A 13547-nucleotide genomic window follows, 5' to 3' on the forward strand; every position below is an offset into this window, starting at 1 on the left:
TGCCACGTGGGCTTCCTGACCTGACCCGAGAGGGCTCGTCTGCAAGGCCTCCCTCTGCTGGGCTCAAAGCGCGGCAAGACACTCCATCTGAGTGATGACCGTGGGTGGGCCGGCACATGGCACACTCCGGCACTACAGGAGGAGTTGCGATGAGCCAGCCTCGTCTTGTCACGGTCACAGGGGCAACCGGGCAACAGGGGGGAGCCGTGACCCGGGCCCTGCTGGCGCGAGGGCATCGGGTCCGAGCGCTGGTCCGAGCCCCCGGCTCGCCAGCCGCCGAGTCCCTCCGACACGCGGGCGTGGACCTCGTCATCGGGAACCTGGAGGACCCGGCCTCGCTTGATCGAGCGCTCGTGGGAGCGGATGCCCTGTTCGGCGTGACCACCCCCTTCGAAGGGATTGCCGCGGAGGCTGAAAAGGGAATGGCGTTGGTGGACGCCGCGCGCCGCGCCGGCATCGCCCACCTGGTCTACACCTCCGCCTGCAACGCCGACCGCAACACCGGAATCCCCAGCTTCGAAACCAAGCTGCGGGTGGAGCAGCACCTGCGCTCCTCGGGAGTCCCTTTCACCCTCATCGCTCCGGTGTACTTCATGGAGAACCTGCTGACGCCCTTCAGCCTCTCCCGTCTGCGGCAGGGAGAGTACGCCCGTTGGCTGCCGCTCAACCGGAGGCTTCAGCTGATTGCCGTCGACGACATCGGCCGCTTCTGCGTCCACGCCTTCGAGCAGTGGGAAGCCTTCCTGGGCCGCCGCATCGACATCGCCGGGGACGAGCTCGACGCCCGGGAAGCAGCCTCCGTCCTCTCTCGTGTGCTGCGCAGGGAGCTCCACCCGGTAGCGCTTCCGCTCGAGAGCTTCCCAGCAACCGGAGAGCAGGGCCGGAACACCGTGGCCCTCCTCTCATGGCTGGCGCACACGAGCTTCAGCGCGGACGTGCAGGGGCTCCGCCGGCAGTTCCCCGAGGTCGGCTGGCAGACCCTCGAGCAGTGGGGAGCCTCACGGGACTGGAGCGCTGCCTAGAGTAGAAGAGTCCCGCCCTCCGCCGTGCGTCAGTGGGCCGCTGCGGCTCTGAGCTCGAGGCTCGTGAGGACGGGAGGACGCACGAAGCGGCCATACCTCCGGCTCTCGGCGTACCAGGCCACGTGCCCGTTCACGCTGTAGAGGACGGTGTCGACGAAGCCGAGCACCTCGCAATCCTCCGGAAAGGTCTCCCGAACCTTGAGGGAGATGTGGGTGAGGTCCGCGGCCAGGGCGTTGAGCCTCGTGAGCAACGACTGGAAGCGGCGCCACAGCGCGGAGTGCTCGTGCTCCGGATCGAGCAGCAGGACGTTGTCCAGCTCGCCGCACGCGAGCTCCTTGGCCAGCGAGAAGACATCATTGACCAGGATGACGTGGCGGCAGGCATTGGTGAGCAGCAGCTTCACGGGGTGGAGCCGCCGGTGCTCGCGTGACAGGCGGATGCGCTTGATGGCCAGGAACGACTCGACAGACTGGAGATAGGAGATGGTCTGCTCCCGGTTGTGCATGTACGTCGACACCGTGGGCGTATACCCGGCATCGATGTGCGCGCCATGCTCCCAGGCCAGCGCCTCGAAGTAGTCCGCCATGCTGGCGAGGAACCAGTGCAGCTCCACCTCCGTCTCCAGGGCCTGCTCGCGGATGTCCCGCAGCACCTCGCAGAACGGCTCGAGCAGCGGGAAGTCGGCGGCCGGCGGCCGCAGCGCGCGAGGCACCTCTCCGGTGAGCACGCTCATGAAGAGGCCGAACATCTCCTGGAGCTGGGCATAGGGCAGATAGTGGTCGCCCGCGCGGAGATCGACCAGGTTGTCCAGCGCGTCATCCAGCGTGAAGATGAACGCCTGCAGGGAGATGAACCACTTCGCGCGGTGGATCGGCACGTCTGGCAGCGTGCACGCCGCCAGGGCCGCCAGCCGGGACTGGCAGAACTTGTGGAAGTAGGCGTCGCCCGCGCTCACCAGGCCCTTGCTCAGAGCCCTGGTGATGGCCTCCTGCTCGGCCCGAGCGATCTCCGCCGGCATGGAAACCGGGTGTGGCCATCCATGACCGGGGATGCTCACGAGATGGAGGAGCCCTTCCAACCGGGCTTGCGCAACCGTTCCGAGATCAAACTCGACAGCCAGAGGGTGGCTGAGCTGCGGCATGGCGGGGGGCCCTCCAACGCCATCGTACGCCAGGCTCGGCCCTGTCACGCCTCTGGGAAATGAGCTCACCCTGAATCACAGCCCATATGAAAAAGGACGGTAATCCTCGCCTTTGTCGCAACCCTTGCTGGTTCGGCGCGAAGCCTCTACTGAAAGTCTCATGAGACGCGCCCTGGCATTGCTGCTCCTGACTCTCACGATGGCCTGCACCGCTCCCGCGCCGGGCCCACTCCCCGGCCCTGACGCGGGGACGCCCGATGGCGGGAGCACGGAGCCCATCTCCACGCCCGCGAGCCAGTGGACGTGGGTGCCCTTCCCCGAGACGCGCTGCGGCAACGGCACGCCCGCGGGTGTCGGCCTGAACCCAGCCCCCGGCGGCAGCCGGAAGGTGCTCCTGTTCCTGGCGGGGGGTGGCGCCTGCTGGGATCCTGTCACCTGCTACGTGCTGAAGACGGCCGTCCACGTGGAGGACACCTATACCCAGGCGCTGCTCGAGACGGAGGTGGCTCAGCTGACGGCGTGGGGGCTGACGGATCGCCAGGATGAGACCAGCCCCTTCCGGGATGCCCACTTCGTCTACGTCCCCTACTGCACCGGCGACCTGCACGTGGGCGACGCCGTGCGGAGCTACGACAGCACCCACCCTCAGCGGCAGCTCCACCACCGCGGCGCCTCCAACATGGATGCCTTCCTGCTTCGCCTGAAGGCCACCTTTCCGGACGCCGAGCAGCTCTGGCTCATGGGGAGCAGCGCCGGGGGCTACGGTGCGCAGCTCAGCTTCGACCGGGTCTCCCTCGCCTTCTCTGGCGCGCGCGTGGACCTGCTCGCCGACAGTGCCCAGCTCGTGATGCCCTACGGCGGACGCTGGGGTGAGATGCGCAACGCCTGGAACCCTCGCCTCCCCTCGGAGTGCACGGAGTGCGCCCAGGACCTCCCCAAGCTCCTCGACACGCTCGCCACCCGCTGGCCGGGGCGGCGGCTGGGCCTGCTCGCCTACGACAACGACGCCACCCTGACGCTCTACTTCAACTACCCCCTGGGCGGGATGCTCGGTGCCACCCAGTCCCTGCTGGCCAACCAGTACACGCACGACAGGGCCCGCTACTTCGTCCTCGGGGGGACCGACCATGTGCTGCTGAGCGGCTACAAGTCGTTGGTAGGACCGGGTGGCGTGTCCCTCAAGAGCTGGGTGCAGCAGTGGGCCACGGGGGACCCGGCCTGGAGCAACGTGCGCTGACCGGAGCCTGCGCCCCAAACCCCACCGCTCAGGCCTGGGCCTGGAGTGGCACCTCCTGGCGCGCGGAGGGGAGTGCTGCCTCGATGAGCTGGTGGCACGCCGCGGAGGCGGCGACCGCCGCATCATGGGTCTGCTCCAGCGGCCCCATGGGAGGATGGATGATGACGTGGATCTCCCCGCTCCGGGCCACCACGTGGAGGTGCCGAGGGTAGAGCTCGAACGAGCCGGAGAGGGTGACGGGCAGCACGCGCACCCGCGCCCGGGCGGCGATGTGGAAGGCGCTGTTATGGAACGGGCGCATCTTCCCGTCCGCGCTGCGGGTGCCCTCTGGGAAGAAGACGGTGGACCAGCGCCGCGCCACCCCTTGCTGTGCCTGCTGGAGCCCAGGGAGCGAGGCCCGCATGCTGCGCGGGTCCACGGAGATGTGGCCGAACAACCGCATGCCCCAGCCCATGATGGGGATGCGGAACGCGCCGCGCCGGGCCACCATGCGGATGGGGGTGAGAGGCTGGAGCGCCGCCACCACCGCCATGGCGTCGAGCAGGCTCTGGTGGTTGGCGACGATGACGTAGCGCTCATCCCGGGAGACGTGCTCCGCGCCACGCACCACCAGCCGCGCCCCCACCAGCGCGAGGATGCCGCGCGCCCAGAGGATGGAGCACACGTCATGCACCCGCTGCCGCCGGTCGAGTGGCAGCGCCAGCAGGGCCAGCGGGATGAACACCACCAGCGAGAGCATGGACCAGCTCATGGCCAGCGCCGTCCGCAGCAGCTGGACGGGGCGAGGAGGGAGGCGCTCGGGCATCGAGGGCTTCTACCCTTCGAGGAACTGGCGACTCCAGTGGCGAAGCGCGGGGATGGAGCGATCTCCCGCCGAGAGGAGGGGCCTCGCCCGGAAGATCTTGTTCTCCCAGATGGGGATGTCCTCCTCCACCTGCCGGATGATCTCGGCCACCAGCGCCTTGCCCACGTTGTTGCTGGTGCCCGGCTGCTCGGGGGTGCGCAGGAAGAAGGTGTGTCGCAGCACGACGTGCTCGGGCCCTACCGGGGTGGCGGCGGAGATGAACGTCACGTCCGCGATGCCGGTGAAGCGGATGGCCCAGTACCCGAGCCCATGGGCCTCGGTGTAGATGCGCCCGTTCACGGGTCCGCGCGGCGTGGGCTGGAGCATCTTCGAGTCCGCCCGGAAGATGTGGCCCTCGGAGGAGAGCTCCAGCTCGGGGAGGGAGAGGGTGCTGTGGACGTAGCGGAAGTGCGTCGAGTCCGCGATGTTCTCGGAGATCTCCTGCACGTGGGTCCGGATGCGCCACAGCTTCTTCTGGGCGAGCCCCCAGCCCTCGGCGCTGGCCTCGGGGAGCGGCGGCACCTGCCACTCCGGCCGCGTGCCCTCGAGCCCGTGGTGGACGAAGAGGACGCCATCGAGCTCGTGCACGGCCCACGCGCCGAGCACCGCGCCCGGAGGAATCTTGCTCGCGTGGGGGATCTCCATGCAGGCGCCCTGGCCGTTGAAGCGCCAGCCATGGAAGGGACACTGGAGGAGCCCCTGCTGAACCCGCCCGCCATGCCCGAGGTGCGCGCCCAGGTGCGGGCAGTACGCATCGAGCACGTGCGCCACACCCTCCTCGGTGCGGAAGAGCACCAGCTCCTTGCCAAAGCAGGACAGCGGCAGGACGCCGCCTGTGGGGAGCTCGTCAGACCAGGCGACCTGGAACCAGCCTCGCGGGTAGGGAGTGAAGGGGAAGCGAGCATCCATGGATCGTCACCATAACCTTCGTGCTCGGCCTCATGCTTGAGGAGTGCGCCGACCCGGTCATCCATCCTACCGTATGCGGGACATGGATCCCGCTCCACTCGTCGTCGTTGCCATCATCGCCGTCATCGGCATCGCCCTCTTCTTCATCGCCTCCGAGAGCCAGAAGCGACAGGCCTCCTGGGGGACGCTGGCCGAGCTGCTCGGGCTGAACCACGAGGGGAGTGTGCTCCTGGGCGAGTACGAGGGGCTGCCCGTCCGCATCGGCATGGAGACGCGGCGCAACCCGTATGGCTATGACCAGGTCTGCGTGGTGAGCGCGGAGGTGCCCGGCGAGCTGCCGAGCGGCTTCGTCGCCGCGCCTCGCCGCTGGACGACAGGGCTCGACCGGATGCTCGCTGACAACACCTTCGTCCCTTCCGATTCCGCGCTGAAGGAGTGCTACATCCTCCAGAGCGACCGGCCCCAGGAGGGCCAGGTGCTCGTCGAGCAGGCCGAGGTCCAGAAGGCCCTCCTCGAGCTCTACAGCCCCAAGCGGGTAGGCTTCGTGGAGAAGCACCGGACCCACGTCGCGTACTCTGGCTTCATGAGCGATGTTGAAGAGCTCCGGAGCGCGCTGAAGGATGTGGTGCACACGGCCCGAACGCTCGCGGAGGTACAGGCGCGGCTCGCGCCCGGACCGGAGACGCGGCTGACCTCCTGACACGCACAGCCACCGCTCAACCCGGCGCGTCGCGCAGCAGCCGCTCCAGGCACGCCAGCAGCTCGCCCACCTGCGCACCTTTCTGGAAGACGGCATCCACCGGGACTCGCGACCCGGAGGGCCCCCGCCCTGAGACGAGCACGATCTTCGCCGCGGGCACCTGGCTGCGCACCAGCGGGATGAGCCCCTGCCCATCCCCATCCCCCAGGCTCCAGTCCAGCAGGACCACGTCGTACTGCGTCCGCCTCTCCAGGAGCTGGGCCGCCTGCGTGCACGACTCCGCGACAGCCACGGCGAAGCCCGCATCCTCCAGGACCGCCGAGAGCGTCAACCAGTTGGCCGGATCATCCTCTACGAGCAGCAAGCTCCGGCGCGGCGTCCCCGAGGTCTTCATCAGCGCTCCTCCCCCAGTCCCGCTTCAAGCTCCGCCGGAGGCTCCAGCCTCTTCCACGATGGGAAAGGAGACCCTCACCTGCGTACCCACTGGCTCACCTGCCTTCAGCTCCACCCACGCGCGGCTGCGCAGCGCCAGCCGCTGGACGATACACAGCCCCAAGCCCGCATGCCCGGGCTTCGTCGTCATGAAGGGCTCGAACACCCGCGCCCGAAGCTCCTGGGGGATCCCCGGCCCGGTGTCAGTCACCTCGAGGATGACCCGCTCCTCCTCCCCCCGCAGCGTATGCACCCCGAGGATGCCGCCGCCCGGCATCGCCTCCACCGCGTTCTCGATCAGGCAGCGGATGAGCAGCGTGAGGCGCTCCGCGTCCGCCTGCACCAGGGCCCTCTCCTGCCAGGTGCGCTCCACCCGCACGGAGACGGGGACCCGGGAGTGAGCCAGGGCCCTCTCCGCCACGTCGCACAGCCTCAGCCGGCCGCTGTCCTCCTGGGGCACCCTCAGGCCACTGGCCGACAGGAGCTCCTCGGCGGAGACCAGCTCGCGGTCGATCAGCTGGAAGAAGGTCTCCATCCGCGGGTCCGCCTTCCACAGCTCCGTCTTCTGCACCTGACGCATCAGGTAATAGGAGGCGTTGCGGATGCTGGAGAACCGGTTGCGCAGATCATGGCGCAGCACGGCCGTCACCACCTCCGCCACCGTCGCGCGCTCGTGCACCTCCAGCCCTGGGGTCTGCTCGTCCATGTCAGCTCCTCGCCAAGGCCCGCCCCCGGGTCCGGGCAATCACCTGTGCCAGCTCGCGGATGGAGATGGGCTTGCGCATGCAGGCCACGTCCCCCAGTGCTGCCACCTGGCGCATCATCTCCGGCACATCGTGCCCGGACACGGCGATGATCGCCACCGGCTGCCCGGCCCCCCTCAGCCGCTCCACCACCTGCGGGCCCGTCACCCCCGGCATCACCAGATCCACCACGCACACGTCAATCTTCCCGGAGCCCATGCGCTCCAGCGCCATGTCCCCGTCATAGACGGCCTGGGCCCGCACGCCGCACAGGCGCAGCCCCTCCACCGTGGCCTCCGCCACGTCCTCCGAGTCGTCCACCACCAGCACCTCGGGTACACTCGCCGCGTGGCGCAGCGTCCGCAGCAGGTGCGCCACGTCGAACGGCTTGTGCATCACCGTGAAGACGCCCTCGGCCAGCGCGTCCTCCACCAGGCTCTCCTGGGCGAACGCCGTCATCAGCACCACGGGCAGCCCGGGCTGCTCACGCCGCAGGTGGCGATGGAGCTCCACACCATGCAGCCCCGGCATGCGGATGTCCGCCAGCACCACGTCCACCGGCCGCTCGCGCACCTTGCGCAGCGCCTCCTCGCCGCTGGCTGCCTCCACCACCTCGTGGCCCTCCAGCTCCAGGTTCGCGGCGAGTGTGATTCGCATGGACTCTTCGTCATCCACGACCAGGACTCGCGCCGCGCTCACGGGTGCTCTCCTAGGCCGCCCTCGCCGTGGCCGGCGGGAGCTGGATGAGGAACTCACTGCCCCGGCCCGGCTCGCTCTTCACCTGGAGCGTGCCCCCGTGGCGCTGCACCCGCGTGGCGACGATGGCCAGCCCCAGCCCCGTCCCCTCCTTCTTGGTGGTGAACAGCGGCTCGAAGATGCGGGGCAGCACGTTCGCGGGGATGCCACCGCCATCGTCCTCCACGCGCACGCGCAGCGGCTCACCGCCTCCCCCCTCGGCTCGCACCACCACCTCCCCGGCCCGCCCCGCGGGGATGGCCTCCACCGCGTTCTGAACCAGGTTGATCAGCACCTGCCGAAACTGCTCCCGATCCAGCAGCGGCACCGGCAGCTCCTCCGGCACCTGGTTGAGGACCCGCACGGCCTCCCGCGCCGGCACCATGCCCATCGCCTCCTCCACCAGCGGGCGCAGCGGGCAGGGCTGGAGGCTCACCGGGCTCTCGCGCGCGAAGTCCAGCAGCTCCGAGATGATGCGCGCACAGCTGTTCAGCTCCCGGTCCATCAGCGCCAGGAACTGCGGCACCCGCGCGTCACCCGCCAGCTCCTCCGGCCGGGCCAGGCGCTTGGACAGGTAGGCGTGAGCGTTGCGCACGGCGGCCAGCGGGTTGCGCAGCTCGTGGCCCACGCTCGCGGCCAGCTGTCCCACCGCCGCCAGCTTCTCCACCCGAATCAAATGCTCCTGGGCGCTCTTCAGCTCTGTCAGCGCGTGATCCAGCGCCCGCGTCTTCTGGTGCTCGCACTCGGAGGCCAGCTCCGCCACGGCTCGGCGCCGGGCCATCTCCCGCATCTCCCGCACCGCGTCCCGGCAGGAGAGGATCAGCACCCCATCCAGGAAGCCCATCCACACGGTGTGCTCCAGCAGGAGCCACCACTCCGGACTGGGCGTGCCGTAGACGGACTCGGGCCAGAGCGCGCCGCGCAGGGAGTGGTCCACCACGGCCACGCCGCTGGCGGTGAGCAGCACCGGCCAGTCCCGGTAGAAGGCCAGGAACGTCAGCGAGCCGAGGATGTGGAAGTGCGTCTCGATGCGCCCCCCCGTGAGGTGGATGAGGAGCGCGGACCAGAGGAGCTGGCAGACGGCCACCCCATGCCGGGTGAGCAGGGTGCCAGGCCGGCGCCACACCAGCGCGATGGGGATGACGCTCAGCGCACCGCCCAGGAACACCGCCGCATGCAGGTGCCACTCCCCCCCCCGCGCCTTGCCCTCCCACCCGTAGGGCGAGAACAGGAGCGCGAGGGCGATGGCCACCAGCCACTGCCCCGCCATCAGCCAGGCCAGGAGCCGATCCACCCGCCGCCACACCTCCTGCTGGTGCTGGGAGAAGAGCCGGGAGGCGCGCTCCTCGAGCTGCTCCGCCGCGCCGGGCTCTGCCACCACCGGGCTCATGGCGCTCACATCACCCGTTTCCAGGCCCCGAGCTCCGAGGTGAGCGAGCTCATCACCCGCTTGAGCCGGGCGGACTCCGCCGCGCGCTGGACGATCTCGATGAGGCGCTGCGGCTCATACGGCTTGATGAGCAGATAGTAGAGCCCCTGCGCCTCGTACTTGTCCCGCTTCTCCAGGTACTCGGCGTGGCCGGTGACGAGCACGCCAGACATGTGCGGCTGGCGCGCCGTCGCCTCGCGCAAGAGATGGATGCCGTTGCGGCCGGGCATGTTGAAGTCCGTGCACATCACGTCGATGGTGTTGCGGTCCATCAGCCGCAGCGCCTCCGCCGCATTCGTGGCCGTCAGCACACGGAAGTCCTCGGACAGCACCGCGGCTGCAGTGATGAGGACCGGGTGCTCATCATCGACGACCAGGACAGTGAGCCTCTCGTTCATGACTCCAGCGCCTCGTGGTGACCCAAGATAGATGTAAGTACGAGTAGGACAGAGACCGAGGTTGTCGGGCGCTGCCTGAGACGTTGTTGAAACACCGTAGTCTCACTGGATCGCCACCGCTCCTGAAGGGGGGGCTGCGGGTTTGGCAGCGGACAGAGTGCGGGCGAGGGCTTTCCCGGGAGTCCGCTTTTCCACGCCTCACCCTTCGGAACTGAACGCTCGCGAGCCCCGCGCGCTGATAGGTTCAAGCGGAACACAGGGGGTGTAGGGATGGACGTCGAGGTCCGGTTTGCCGCAACGGAGGACGAGCGAGAAGCCGTCTACCGCCTGCGCTACGAGACCTACGTCGAGGAGATGCACCTCTACACCCGCCAGGCCGATCACAGCCGCCGCTGGTTGAAGGACGCGGACGACGCCCAGGCCCACATGTTGTGTGCAAAGGTAGGAGCGGAGCTGGTGGGGACGCTGCGGGTGCACCTGGGGGGTGACAGCGCCCTGCCCGAGTCGCTCGCCGCGCGCTTCGCGCTGGAGCGCTTCCTGCCGCTGGTGCCCCAGGAGCAGATCTGCATGGTGGGCCGCTTCATGGTGCGCCAGGACATGCGCGGCACGGCCGTGCCTTACCGGCTCATCCAGGAGAGCATCCGCTTCCAGCTGGAGCGAGGCCAGGAGCTGGCCTTCTGCGACTGCCAGCCCCACCTGCTCAACCTCTATATCTCGCTGGGCTTCCGGCCCTACCTGGGTACGTATGACCACCCGGAGTTCGGGGTGATGGTGCCGCTGGTGCTGGTGCTGAGGGATCGCGAGCACCTGGAGTGGGTGGGCTCTCCTCTGCGGATGCTGCTGCCCGCGGGGGCCTCGGACGTCCCGGAGCGGGTGGCGCCGGTGCTGGCGAAGGCGCGCGGCGTGCTGAGCCAGGAGGTCAGCGATCCGGACTCGTACTGGCGGGAGGTGCACGGGCTGATGGGCCACACCCGCCCTACCGTCTTCGCTGGGCTGTCCGAGCAGGAGCTGCAGGCGGTGCTCGCCAGCAGCCACGTCATCCAGTGCGCACCGGGGGACTACCTCATCCGCCGCGGGCAGGTGGCGCGCACCGTCTTCGTGGTGCTCTCCGGCACGCTGGAGGTGCGGGACGGGGAGCGCGTGGTGGCGACGACGACAGAGGGCGAGGTGCTCGGGGAGGTGGCCTTCCTCCTGTCTACCCCCCGCATCAGCGACGTGTGCGCCACCGGCAACGGCGCGCGCGTGCTGTGCCTCAGCGAGAAGTCACTGCGTGCGCTGATCGACTCCAGCTCGCGCGCCGCGGCGCTCCTGCTGCTCAACCTCTCCCGAGCCCTCGCCCATAAGCTGGTCCAGCGCGCCGACAGCCCCAGCAAGTGAGGAGCCGCCCGCGCGCCGGGGACCGGCTCAGCGGTGCTCGTGCACCACGTCCGTGTAGTGCTGGAGCTGGTGGCGTGCCGCCTCGAAGGCGTCGTTCACCGCCTGGTACGGGTCCTCGTGCTCACGCTTCTCGGCGTGCTCATGCCCGACGATGGCCTTGCCCGGCACGTGCAGATCCACGCGGACATGGAAGCGCTTGCCCTGCCGCTGGTGCTTGTGCGGCTGCTCCACCACGACATGGCACCCCATGATGCGATCGCAGAACTGCTCCAGCTTCTCCGCCTCGCCGCGGATGTGCTCGGACATCGCCTCGCTCGGTCCCATACCCCGGAAGGTGATCTGCAATGGCTTGTTCATCGGGTGCCTCGGTTGTGGCCCTATAGGGCCGGTCCACGCTCGCTCCATTGCATTCCCAGGGCCACCCTCCCCTCCCCTTGCTCGCCCAGGGGAGATGGCGCTCCCGGGCGCATTCTTTGCGCGCAAGGCCGCACTACCGCAGAGGTTGCGCGAAGCCCGCGCGTGCGCGCGCGCGCGCCCGTGTCACGAGAGCCCGCCTCACCTCCTGCCTGCTGAGCGGGCAGGCAGCTTGGACGAGCGCACGCGTGCCTACCTTCCATGTCGGGAGCCCCTGCTGGCTCCGGGGAGGCACCATGATTCGGTTTGGGCCCGCCGGGTGGACATACAAGGACTGGGAGGGGGTGGTGTACCCGAAGCCCAAGCCGAAGGGGTTCGATCCGCTGGTGGCGATGGCCTCGCTCTTCGACACCGTGGAGCTCAACACGTCCTTCTACGCGCCCATCACTCCCCACAACGCGCACCTGTGGCTGGAGCGCACGGCGTTCAACCCGGACTTCCGCTTCACGGCGAAGCTGTGGCGGCGCTTCACCCACCAGCGCGACGAGCCCTGGACGGCGGAGGACGTGCGGTGGACGCGCGTGGGGCTGGGCGTGCTGAGCGAGGCGGGCCGGCTGGGGGCGGTGCTGGTGCAGTTCCCCTGGTCGTTCCGCAACGAGCCGGAGAGCCGGGACCACGTGGACGCCATCGTCTCCGCGTTCGAGGGCTTCCCACTGGTGCTGGAGGTGCGGCACGCCTCGTGGAACGAGCCCTCGTACTACGCGGAGCTGGTGGAGCGGGGGCTGGGCTTCGTCAACATCGACCAGCCGCTCTTCAAGAACTCCATCGCCCCGAGCGCCCGGGCCACGGCGGCGGTGGGCTACGTGCGCGTGCACGGCCGAAACTACAAGGAGTGGTTCCGCCAGACGTCGCCCATCGACCGCTATGACTATCTGTACTCGGCGCGCGAGCTGCAGCCCTGGGCCGATCGGACGAAGGAGATCGCCGCGCACCCTCGCACGGAGGACGTGTACGTCATCACCAACAACCACGCGCGGGGCAAGGGGGTGACGAACGCGCTGATGCTGAAGGCGATGGTGACGGGACAGCCGGTGGAGGCCCCCGCGACGCTCCTGCGCGAGTACGCCGGGGCGCTGCGCCCCTACGCCCGCCCCGTGGACATGGCCGAGCTGGGACGTGGGTCCCCCGCTCCCTCTGGGTGAGTCTGCCGGAGTGAGGGCGGGCTGTCCCCTCCACGATGGGGGAATTGCATGTCACCGGGCAAGCCGCTTCAATCCCCGGGTGCGATGCGCGAGGAGCCCATGACGCAGCCGATGAACACTGCTCTGATCGAAGTGCTCGGGAACGCCATCCTCTCTGCCCTGGAGGCGATGAAGATCGCTCCGGAGCGGGCGGTGCGCATCTTCGCGGAGCGCGGCATCACCCAGCCCGACAAGGCCACCTGGTACCCCATCGGGAGCGTGCTGGGCGCCTACCGCGACATCCAGAAGCAGATCGGCCCGAACACGATGCAGGCGGTGGGCCGGAACATCCCCAAGAACGCCGCGTTCCCCCCGGGCCTCACCACGGTGGAGCAGGCGTTGAAGTCCCTCGATGCGGCCTACCGGATGAACCACCGAGGGCCTGGCGACATCGGCGGCTACCACTATGAGTCCCTGGGTGCTCGCAGCGCGCGGGTGAGCTGCGACAACCCCTACCCGTGCCCGATGGACACAGGGCTGGTGGAGGCCATCGCCGAGCGCTTCAAGCCCAAGGACGCCTTCTTCATCCGCCTCCAGCACGAGCCGGCGAAGTGCCGCGATCGCGGGGACGCGGCCTGCATCTACCTCGTCGCGTGGTAGGCCGGTTGCAACCCCCTCGTTCCAGAGTAGACTCGCAGTCCCCCTCTGGAGCCGAATGTCGCTCGAGCGCTACGACATCTTGTCCGAGCTGGGCCGGGGCGGCTTCGGGGTCGTCCACAAGGCCCGGCAGCTCGCGACGGGCCAGACCGTGGCCATCAAGATGATGCACAGGCCGCGTGGTGCGGGGGACGATGCTCACCGGCGTCATGTCGCCCGCTTCCAGCGGGAGCTGAAGCTGTGCGCCCAGCTCCACCACCCCAACATCGTCCGGCTGCTCGACTCGGGCCTCATGGATGATGGCCGCATCTATGCCGCGTTCGAGTACATCCCTGGAAAGACCCTCGCGAGCCTCCTGACGGAGCGCGGCGCGCTCGAGCCGGTGGA

At 69.1% G+C, this 13547-nt stretch carries 16 protein-coding genes; 7 read left to right on the top strand and 9 right to left on the bottom strand.

What is annotated here, in order from left to right; translation table 11 throughout:
• The first annotated feature begins 149 nt into the window (after window positions 1–149).
• Window positions 150–1022, top strand: coding sequence for an NmrA/HSCARG family protein (locus VD972_RS44860; protein ID WP_324996203.1), 873 nt, complete (start codon window positions 150–152; stop codon window positions 1020–1022).
• Between the two features lie 29 nt (window positions 1023–1051).
• On the opposite strand, the gene VD972_RS44865 is transcribed toward VD972_RS44860, so the two are convergent.
• On the bottom strand, window positions 1052–2080 hold the full coding sequence (locus tag VD972_RS44865; protein ID WP_324996205.1) for a terpene synthase family protein: 1029 nt from the start codon (window positions 2078–2080) through the stop codon (window positions 1052–1054).
• A gap of 244 nt (window positions 2081–2324) precedes the next feature.
• On the opposite strand from VD972_RS44865, the gene VD972_RS44870 reads away from it, so the two are divergent.
• Window positions 2325–3401, top strand: coding sequence for a pectin acetylesterase-family hydrolase (locus VD972_RS44870; protein WP_324996207.1), 1077 nt, complete (start codon window positions 2325–2327; stop codon window positions 3399–3401).
• A 28-nt stretch (window positions 3402–3429) separates the two neighbouring features.
• Here the strand turns inward: VD972_RS44870 and VD972_RS44875 are convergent, their stop codons facing one another.
• Together VD972_RS44875 and VD972_RS44880 are read right to left on the bottom strand one after the other, a co-directional pair.
• Window positions 3430–4206 (bottom strand): lysophospholipid acyltransferase family protein, encoded by a 777-nt coding sequence (locus VD972_RS44875; protein ID WP_324996209.1) that lies wholly within the window; start codon window positions 4204–4206, stop codon window positions 3430–3432.
• A 9-nt stretch (window positions 4207–4215) separates the two neighbouring features.
• A complete protein-coding gene (locus VD972_RS44880) occupies window positions 4216–5154 on the bottom strand; it encodes a Rieske 2Fe-2S domain-containing protein (RefSeq protein WP_324996211.1) in 939 nt (312 codons plus the stop codon).
• 82 nt (window positions 5155–5236) lie between these two features.
• Here VD972_RS44880 and VD972_RS44885 point away from each other — a divergent pair, with 82 nt between their 5' ends.
• The gene (locus VD972_RS44885; protein ID WP_324996213.1) at window positions 5237–5854 is read left to right on the top strand and encodes a hypothetical protein; all 618 of its coding nucleotides are present in this window, start codon (window positions 5237–5239) and stop codon (window positions 5852–5854) included.
• Window positions 5855–5870: 16 nt separating this feature from the next.
• On the opposite strand, the gene VD972_RS44890 is transcribed toward VD972_RS44885, so the two are convergent.
• The 5 genes from VD972_RS44890 to VD972_RS44910 are packed head-to-tail and all read right to left on the bottom strand — an operon-like array spanning window position 5871 to window position 9591.
• Window positions 5871–6248: a response regulator gene (locus VD972_RS44890; protein WP_324996215.1), complete on the bottom strand. Its 378-nt coding sequence runs from the start codon at window positions 6246–6248 to the stop codon at window positions 5871–5873.
• 24 nt (window positions 6249–6272) lie between these two features.
• Window positions 6273–6992: an ATP-binding protein gene (locus VD972_RS44895; protein ID WP_324996217.1), complete on the bottom strand. Its 720-nt coding sequence runs from the start codon at window positions 6990–6992 to the stop codon at window positions 6273–6275.
• Between the two features lies 1 nt (window position 6993).
• Window positions 6994–7728 (bottom strand): response regulator, encoded by a 735-nt coding sequence (locus VD972_RS44900; RefSeq protein WP_324996219.1) that lies wholly within the window; start codon window positions 7726–7728, stop codon window positions 6994–6996.
• Between the two features lie 10 nt (window positions 7729–7738).
• On the bottom strand, window positions 7739–9154 hold the full coding sequence (locus VD972_RS44905; RefSeq protein ID WP_324996232.1) for a sensor histidine kinase: 1416 nt from the start codon (window positions 9152–9154) through the stop codon (window positions 7739–7741).
• Between the two features lie 5 nt (window positions 9155–9159).
• Window positions 9160–9591, bottom strand: coding sequence for a response regulator (locus tag VD972_RS44910; protein WP_324996221.1), 432 nt, complete (start codon window positions 9589–9591; stop codon window positions 9160–9162).
• 270 nt (window positions 9592–9861) lie between these two features.
• On the opposite strand from VD972_RS44910, the gene VD972_RS44915 reads away from it, so the two are divergent.
• Window positions 9862–10968, top strand: a complete 1107-nt coding sequence (locus tag VD972_RS44915) for a cyclic nucleotide-binding domain-containing protein (protein ID WP_324996223.1) — start codon at window positions 9862–9864, stop codon at window positions 10966–10968.
• Window positions 10969–10995: 27 nt separating this feature from the next.
• Here VD972_RS44915 and VD972_RS44920 read toward each other — a convergent pair whose 3' ends face one another.
• Entirely contained in the window at window positions 10996–11325 is a 330-nt protein-coding gene (locus tag VD972_RS44920) for an HPF/RaiA family ribosome-associated protein (protein WP_324996225.1), read from the bottom strand.
• 293 nt (window positions 11326–11618) lie between these two features.
• On the opposite strand from VD972_RS44920, the gene VD972_RS44925 reads away from it, so the two are divergent.
• The 3 genes from VD972_RS44925 to VD972_RS44935 form a co-directional block, all read left to right on the top strand.
• Entirely contained in the window at window positions 11619–12524 is a 906-nt protein-coding gene (locus VD972_RS44925; RefSeq protein ID WP_324996227.1) for a DUF72 domain-containing protein, read from the top strand.
• Window positions 12525–12635: 111 nt separating this feature from the next.
• Entirely contained in the window at window positions 12636–13163 is a 528-nt protein-coding gene (locus tag VD972_RS44930) for a hypothetical protein (RefSeq protein WP_324996228.1), read from the top strand.
• Window positions 13164–13218: 55 nt separating this feature from the next.
• Window positions 13219–13547: protein kinase domain-containing protein (locus tag VD972_RS44935; protein WP_324996230.1), on the top strand; the 329-nt coding region annotated here is incomplete at its 3' end.

This window comes from Hyalangium sp. (assembly GCF_035629615.1).
In the GTDB taxonomy this organism is placed as follows: Bacteria; Myxococcota; Myxococcia; order Myxococcales; family Myxococcaceae; genus Hyalangium.

Bases quoted from the DNA above. Each gene is read 5' to 3' on its own strand.
- VD972_RS44860 (WP_324996203.1), top strand. From the start codon at position 150: ATGAGCCAGCCTCGTCTTGTCACGGTCACAGGGGCAACCGGGCAACAG.
- VD972_RS44870 (WP_324996207.1), top strand. From the start codon at position 2,325: ATGAGACGCGCCCTGGCATTGCTGCTCCTGACTCTCACGATGGCCTGC.
- VD972_RS44875 (WP_324996209.1), bottom strand. From the start codon at position 4,206: ATGCCCGAGCGCCTCCCTCCTCGCCCCGTCCAGCTGCTGCGGACGGCG.
- VD972_RS44880 (WP_324996211.1), bottom strand. From the start codon at position 5,154: ATGGATGCTCGCTTCCCCTTCACTCCCTACCCGCGAGGCTGGTTCCAG.
- VD972_RS44885 (WP_324996213.1), top strand. From the start codon at position 5,237: ATGGATCCCGCTCCACTCGTCGTCGTTGCCATCATCGCCGTCATCGGC.
- VD972_RS44890 (WP_324996215.1), bottom strand. From the start codon at position 6,248: ATGAAGACCTCGGGGACGCCGCGCCGGAGCTTGCTGCTCGTAGAGGAT.
- VD972_RS44895 (WP_324996217.1), bottom strand. From the start codon at position 6,992: ATGGACGAGCAGACCCCAGGGCTGGAGGTGCACGAGCGCGCGACGGTG.
- VD972_RS44905 (WP_324996232.1), bottom strand. From the start codon at position 9,154: ATGAGCCCGGTGGTGGCAGAGCCCGGCGCGGCGGAGCAGCTCGAGGAG.
- VD972_RS44910 (WP_324996221.1), bottom strand. From the start codon at position 9,591: ATGAACGAGAGGCTCACTGTCCTGGTCGTCGATGATGAGCACCCGGTC.
- VD972_RS44915 (WP_324996223.1), top strand. From the start codon at position 9,862: ATGGACGTCGAGGTCCGGTTTGCCGCAACGGAGGACGAGCGAGAAGCC.
- VD972_RS44920 (WP_324996225.1), bottom strand. From the start codon at position 11,325: ATGAACAAGCCATTGCAGATCACCTTCCGGGGTATGGGACCGAGCGAG.
- VD972_RS44925 (WP_324996227.1), top strand. From the start codon at position 11,619: ATGATTCGGTTTGGGCCCGCCGGGTGGACATACAAGGACTGGGAGGGG.
- VD972_RS44930 (WP_324996228.1), top strand. From the start codon at position 12,636: ATGAACACTGCTCTGATCGAAGTGCTCGGGAACGCCATCCTCTCTGCC.